A 6,520-nucleotide genomic window follows, 5' to 3' on the forward strand; every position below is an offset into this window, starting at 1 on the left:
AGTGTGACTAGGGTCACCTGCATGTTGATCGAGGGGGTTGAGGGGCGCGGGCGAGGTGTGCGCCGCCCAGTTCCGCGGGTTTAGGCCTTCGGCCACCGGCGACGACCACCCAGGCAGTTCGAGAACGAGGTTAAGTTTATGGGACAGCAAAACCTTCCGCGAGAGACTGCGCTGCGCGGCACCGCGGACAGCCGCCCGTCGAAGCGTCGGCGTGGGCGGTTAGTCGGGTTAGCCGGTGCGACCGTGGGTCTGCTGGCCCTCGTCGCTGCCTGTGGGAGCGGTGGCGACGACAAGGCTGACAGCCCGACGGTGACCTCCAGCGCCAGCAGCGTGCTGGGGCCCGTCAACGCGGCCGCCGGCGCACCGGTCAAGATCGGTTTCATCTCCGACGGCAAGACCGATATCTCCGACAACTCGATCGAGATCACGGTGGCCAAGGCCACCGTCAAATATCTCAACCAGCACAAGGCCGGTATCGGCGGGCGTCCGATCGAGCTGGTCAGCTGTGAGTCCGCGGCCGACCCGAGCAAGGGCACCGACTGCGCGAACCGCCTGATCGAAGAGAAGGTCGTCGCCACCGTCATCGGCGCCTCCACGGTGATCGGCGCCGCCTGGGAGCCGCTGCACGCGGCGCACATCCCGGTGATGCTCTACAGCGGCGTCACCAAGGCGACCACCCAGGACACCGAGTCGACCTTCGCCATCCAGGACAACACCTTCGGCTTCTACACGCTCCCGATCCAGCGGGCGAAGGACACCGGCCTGAAGAAGGTCACCTACGTCGTGATCGACGTGCCGGCCGCGGTGGACTCGCTCAAGACGGTCGCTCCCGGGGTCTTCCAGAAGGCCGGAGTCGCCCTGAACGTCGTCGCCGTGCCGCCGGGCACCGCGGACATGACCCCGCAGATGCAGAACATCGTCAGCAAGGACCCCGGCCTCGTCTTCGTGCTGGGCAACGACTCGTTCTGCATCAGTGCGTTCAAGGGTCTGCAGGCGGTCGGCTTCACCGGTCCGATCTCCACCATCGGCGGCTGCATCACCGACGCGACCCGCAAGGCCGTGCCCGGTTCGATCCTCAAGGGCATGACGGTCGCCGCATCCGCACCCATCGGCGCGGACAACGCCTCGACCCGGCTCTACAACGCCGTCGCCGAGACCTACGGCAGCGGCATCGACACCACCCGCAACATCGGTATGACCTCCTTCATCGAGGTCACGGCGCTGGTCACCGGCGCGCAGGGCATCACCGGTGACATCACGGCCGCGAACATCACCTCCACGATCAAGAAGGCACCGCAGCGGCAGCTGGCCGGCGCGCTGGACATCGGCTTCCGCTGCAACGGCAAGGCCGACCCGCTGGCGCCGTCCACCTGCGTCCGCGGCGGCATCATCTCGGTCCTGGACGACAAGGGCCAGCCGCAGGCCTACAAGGTTCTCGGCGCGACCCCGATCGAGGACTGAGCCCGACCCGGTGTGGCCGCGGCGAACTGGGGTGAACAGGGGCTGACGGCACACCGGTCGACCTGCTGAGATGAGTAACAGGTGGTCACCGCGGGCGCGGTGGCCACCTGTACTGTCTGTTGCGGCCCGCCTCGTTGTGGTAATCCCTGTTCGTTCTGCCTGTTCTTTCTGTCCTTTCTGGCCTGTCGAAGGAGATTCGATGAGTGTTGTCGTCGTCGCCGTGCTCAAGCCCCTGCCCGAGCGGCGGGCGCAGGTACGGGCCGCGTTCGAGGCGGCCTTCCCGCTCGTCCACGAGCAGGACGCGGGCTGCGAGCTGTACGCGCTGCACGAGAACGACGACGAGTTCGTCATCGTCGAGAAGTGGACGTCCGAGGACCTGCTTGACGAGCACGGGACCAGCGCGGCGATGAAGACCCTCGTCTCGGGACTGGACGGCGGCCTGGCCGAGGCGCCGGTGATCCGCCGCCTGCGGGCGATCCCGCTGGGCACGGCCAGCCAGGGCCAGCTCTGACGCGTTCGGGACGGCCACCCTCCATGGAGGCGTCGACCCCGATGTCCTGTCTTGGCGCTTACGGTCCCGGCGTCGGGCGCGGCATCGTCGGGTCGGCCGGGTGGGCTGTGGCAGGCTGCTCGCCATGAAGGTCACGGGGAAGTCGGCGCTGGTCACCGGCGGTGCGTCCGGCCTGGGCCTGGCCACCGCCCAGCGGCTGCACCGCCAGGGAGCGCACGTCGTCGTCGTCGACCTGCCGACCAGCAACGGCAAGAAGATCGTGGACGAGCTGGGCTCCGGCGCCAGCTTCATCCCGGCGGACGTGACCGACGAGGACGCGGTCGGGCGGGCGGTCGACACCGCGCTCGCGCACGGCCCGTTCGCCATGGCCGTCAACTGCGCCGGCATCGGCCCGGCGGCACGCATCGTCGGCAGGGACGGGCAGCCCAGCCCCCTGGACGGCTTCCGCAAGGTCATCGAGGTCAACCTGATCGGCACCTTCAACGTGCTGCGCCTGGCCGCCGCCGCGATGATCACCCACACCCCGGTCGAGCCCGACGGCGAGGAACGCGGCGTGCTCGTCAACACCGCGTCCATCGCCGCCTACGAGGGTCAGATCGGCCAGGCCGCCTACGCCGCGTCGAAGGGCGGTGTGGTCGGTCTGACCCTGCCGGTCGCCCGTGAGCTGGCCCAGCACCGGATCCGGGTGGTCACCATCGCCCCGGGCCCGTTCCGCACCCCGCTGCTGGAGTCGCTGCCCGAGGCGGCGCTGCGTTCGCTCGGCACCCAGGTCCCGCATCCCAGCCGGCTCGGGGACCCGGCCGAGTACGCGAACCTGGTCGCCCACATCGTCGACAACGCGATGCTCAACGGCGAGGTCATCCGCCTCGACGGTGCCGTCCGGATGGCGCCCCGTTGAGCCGTCCGCCGAACCACCCGCTGAGTCGTCCGTCGTGGCGTCCGTCAAGGGCTGACATTGCCCCGGGATCGTCGGTCTCCCGGGAATCAACGCGGCGCGAAGCGGGCAGGAGGCGCCCATGACCGAGCCTCGCACCGTCCTGATCACCGGCGCCACCGACGGCCTCGGCCGGGCCCTCGCGACCCGACTCGCCACCGAAGGCTCCACCCTCATCCTGCACGGCCGTGACCCTGCCCGACTAGCCGCGCTGGCCGACGAACTCAACGCACTCGCCGGTCCCGCCAGTCGTCCCGGCCCCGAGGGTAGCCCCGGCCCCGCGAGTCGTCCCGGTCCTGAGGGTCGTCCCGGTGATGGCCCGCGGGTGCGGACCGTCCAGGCGGATCTGGCGGATCTGGCCCAGGTCCGCCGACTTGCCGGCGACGTGCGGGCCGCCACCGACCGACTCGACGTGCTCGCGAGCAACGCCGGCATAGGCTCCGGCGAACCCGACGGTCGTACCCGCCGCACCAGCGCCGACGGCCACGAACTGCGCTTCGCCGTCAACTACCTGGCCGGGTTCCTGCTCACCCTGGACCTCCTGCCGCTGCTGCGCGCCACCGCCACCGCCGGCTCGACCACCGCCGGCCCGGTCGGGCGTGCGCCGGCCCGGATCGTCAACGTCGCCTCCCTCGGCCAGCATCCCCTCGATTTCGACGACCTCATGCTCGAGCGCGCCTACAACGGCGGACGGGCCTACGCCCAGAGCAAGCTCGCGCAGATCATGTCCGGGTTCGAACTCGCCGACCGGGTCGACCCCGCCGAGATCACCGTCAACAGCCTGCACCCTGCGACGTACATGCCGACCAAGATGGTGCTGCTGGAAGTCGGCCACAGCGTCGACGCCCTCGAGACCGGTGTCGAGGCCACCCACCGGCTGGTCACCGGCCGGTTCTTCGACCGTCAGCGCGAGACCCGCGCCAACCCGCAGGCCTACGACGGTGCCGTCCGCGCCGCCCTGTGGGAGCGCTCGCTCGCGCTGGTCGACCGCGTCGGCGCCGCCGTCTGAGCCGTCCGGCTCGACAGCCAGCACACCACCCCCGCCAACGCCACGCCCCGCAACCGGCCCCACAGCAAGATCCCCCTACGCGGGTCGTAACGGGGGGCAAATCGGACGCGGATGCCCCCACGGCGACCCGTGTGCACCCTGCACACCCGTGGGCCCCGGCAGCGGCGTCACAGAACGTGGCCATGGTCGAAGGACAGCGTCGCCTCGTACGAACGAGGCAGCAGGGTCGTGGCCCGAAACCGTGCCTGGACGTCGGTGAGATAGTCGACGACCGGCAGTGCCGCGGACCCGCCCGGTCCGTCCGGGCGGTCGTGGGCGCCGTGGCGGACGAGGCCCAGCGTGCCGTCGGCGCCCAGCCGCAGCATCGTCGTCGCGCCCGTGCGTGCCCCGGCCGACGCCGTCCCGGTGGTGACTATCTCGGTGGTGACCGTCCCGGTGGTTACTGTCTCGGTGGTGGTCGTGTCGGTGGTGATCGTGTCGGCGTCGAGGATCGGGATGTCGGGGCCGAACATCGCGGCGGCGTCGGTGGCGGTGGCAGCCGGTGGCCGGCCGGTCCGGTTGGCGCTGCTGACGTACAGCAGCCGGAAGGCCGACAGCAGCGGCAGCACCGGTGCCCAGCGCGCCCCGAACAGCAGGGCGTAGCCGCCGCGGACGGCGGGGGACAGCCAGCCCGGCACGTCCATGTCCGGGCGCAGGGGCACCAGCAGTGTGACCCGCTCCTCGAGCAGCAACCAGGTGGCGAAGCCGCGTTCCGGGGCCGCCAGCGCGACCAGGTCGGCGAGCTCGCCCAGCAGCGCGTCACCGGTGACCCAGACCGCGACCTCCTGGTCGACCGGCCGGCGCTTGGCCTGGTTGACGGCCGTGGGCGTGGTGGCGGCGACCACGTAGGTCAGCGGCGGCGGATTCGGCATGATGACCGCTCGCCCGGCGACCAGCGCGGCCCGGACTTCCTGCGGCGCCGTCGCCGCGCTCACCGCGCGGCCTTCGGTGCCAGAGCTGGGGCCGGTGCCAGAACCGGGGCTAGTGCCAGAACCGGGGCCGGCCACCGGAACCGGCCCCGGAAGCGTGCCGGCGTCGCGCAGGAAGCCTGCGAGGTCCTCGTCGGGAATCACGGCCTGGTCACGGCGATACGCCTCCTGTTTCACCCAGCGTAGGGCGGCCACGGTCTGCGCCCGGTCCGGCGCGAACCCGAGACGTTCGGCGACGGCCTGCACCACCCGGGCGCTGGCCAGCTGGGTGAGCAGGACGTGGGGTTCGACGCCCAGGACGCGCCGGGGGTCGAAGGGCTGGAACGCGCCGGGGTGGACGAACGGCGTCCCGGTGGAGATGGTGCCGACGCCGCTGCCGACGATCGGTGTGGTGACCGACAACGGCAGGCCGGTGCGCGCGGAGACCATCTCGGCGATCTCCGGCAGCCGGGTCAGATCCGGCTCGGCCCACCACAGGTCGGCTCCCCGCCCGGGTGCGTCGGTGTCGCCGAGCAGGTCCGCCACGATCTCGGGACGGTAGGCGAGCAGGAACAACAGCTGCTCGGTGGCCACCATCCCACTGCGTTCGGCCAGGCCCAGCCAGGAGCAGGCCGCCACTCGCACCCCGGCCCGCAGCGCCGCGAGCGTGTTCGCCAGCCCCAGTCCGAGATCGTTGTGCAGGTGCGAGGCGAGCACCACCTGATCGCCGATACTGTGGTGCAACCGGTCGAACAGCCGGGCTGTCTGCGTGGGCAGCAGATCGCCGATGGTGTCGGCGATCACGACCACGCCGGCGCCGGCCGCGGTCACCCGCTCGGCGAGCTCCGCGAGCAGCACCGGATCGGCCCGTGGCGCGTCCGCGAGGCAGACGTCCACCGACAGCGTGCCCGTCACCCCGCCCGCCGTGCGGTCCGCGGCGTGCGCCTCGTCGACCAGCTCCGGGGCGAGGGTGAGCATCGCGCGTGCCGTCCGGTGCAGCATCACATCCGCCAGCAGGTCGGACGCCGGCACGACGATCATCACCCGGCGGCGGGCGGCCGCGTGTACCGCGGCCACGGCCTGGCGGACATCGGCGGCGGTGGCCCGGCACACCGCCGCCGGGCTCACCGCGCCGTCCACCTCGAGGGCGACCCGCCGGGTCACCTCGAACTCCTCGCCGCACACCGCCGGAAACCCGGCGGCGAAAACGACATGTCGGGCGCCGTGCACACCGAAGATCTGCCCCTGTTTCCGGGCGATCCTTATCCGGAACTCGGCATTCATCAGGGTTTTCCCCTGGGCGCCGTCGCGGGCTGACTCCTCCCAGAGAACCAGGCGTCCGGCCTGGGCGGACGTCCGCACAATGTCCGTGGACAGATCGGTGGGCAACCGAACTCCTCTCGCCGAACGCGGTTCCGCGCGGTCTGCACAGAACCGCGGTTCACGACGAATTGTCGGGCGGTCTCGAGATGTGAGGCAAGGTCCGTCAGATCACTGATGATTTCGCGGAAATGCCCGGTGAAATGTGCGTGGCACCGCTGCCTGGTCGGCGCGGTCGGGCGGCACGGTCCGACACCCCGCGTCAACCCGGCCCTGTCCGGTGGATGTCCGAAGGATGTCTGGTGCGCCGGCCCGGTCACCTGATCGCCGGATATGAC

General features: G+C 71.1%; 5 protein-coding genes. 4 read left to right on the forward strand and 1 reads right to left on the reverse strand.

Going from position 1 to position 6,520, the window contains the following annotated elements; genetic code table 11:
* Positions 1-243: 243 nt before the first annotated feature.
* From G6R24_RS16850 to G6R24_RS16865, 4 genes are all read left to right on the forward strand, one after another.
* The gene (locus G6R24_RS16850) at positions 244-1,461 is read left to right on the forward strand and encodes an ABC transporter substrate-binding protein (RefSeq protein ID WP_225438639.1); all 1,218 of its coding nucleotides are present in this window, start codon (positions 244-246) and stop codon (positions 1,459-1,461) included.
* Positions 1,462-1,660: 199 nt separating this feature from the next.
* Entirely contained in the window at positions 1,661-1,972 is a 312-nt protein-coding gene (locus G6R24_RS16855) for a putative quinol monooxygenase (protein ID WP_163550192.1), read from the forward strand.
* 124 nt (positions 1,973-2,096) lie between these two features.
* Entirely contained in the window at positions 2,097-2,870 is a 774-nt protein-coding gene (locus G6R24_RS16860) for a 3-hydroxyacyl-CoA dehydrogenase (RefSeq protein WP_163550193.1), read from the forward strand.
* Between the two features lie 118 nt (positions 2,871-2,988).
* Positions 2,989-3,915, forward strand: coding sequence for an SDR family NAD(P)-dependent oxidoreductase (locus G6R24_RS16865; protein WP_163550194.1), 927 nt, complete (start codon positions 2,989-2,991; stop codon positions 3,913-3,915).
* A 167-nt stretch (positions 3,916-4,082) separates the two neighbouring features.
* Here G6R24_RS16865 and G6R24_RS22645 read toward each other — a convergent pair whose 3' ends face one another.
* Complete coding sequence (locus tag G6R24_RS22645) at positions 4,083-6,251, reverse strand: hypothetical protein (RefSeq protein WP_217451631.1); 2,169 nt, start codon at positions 6,249-6,251, stop codon at positions 4,083-4,085.
* Positions 6,252-6,520 lie beyond the last annotated feature (269 nt).

The organism is Candidatus Frankia nodulisporulans (assembly GCF_902806475.1).
In the GTDB taxonomy this organism is placed as follows: Bacteria; Actinomycetota; Actinomycetes; order Frankiales; family Frankiaceae; genus Frankia; species Frankia umida.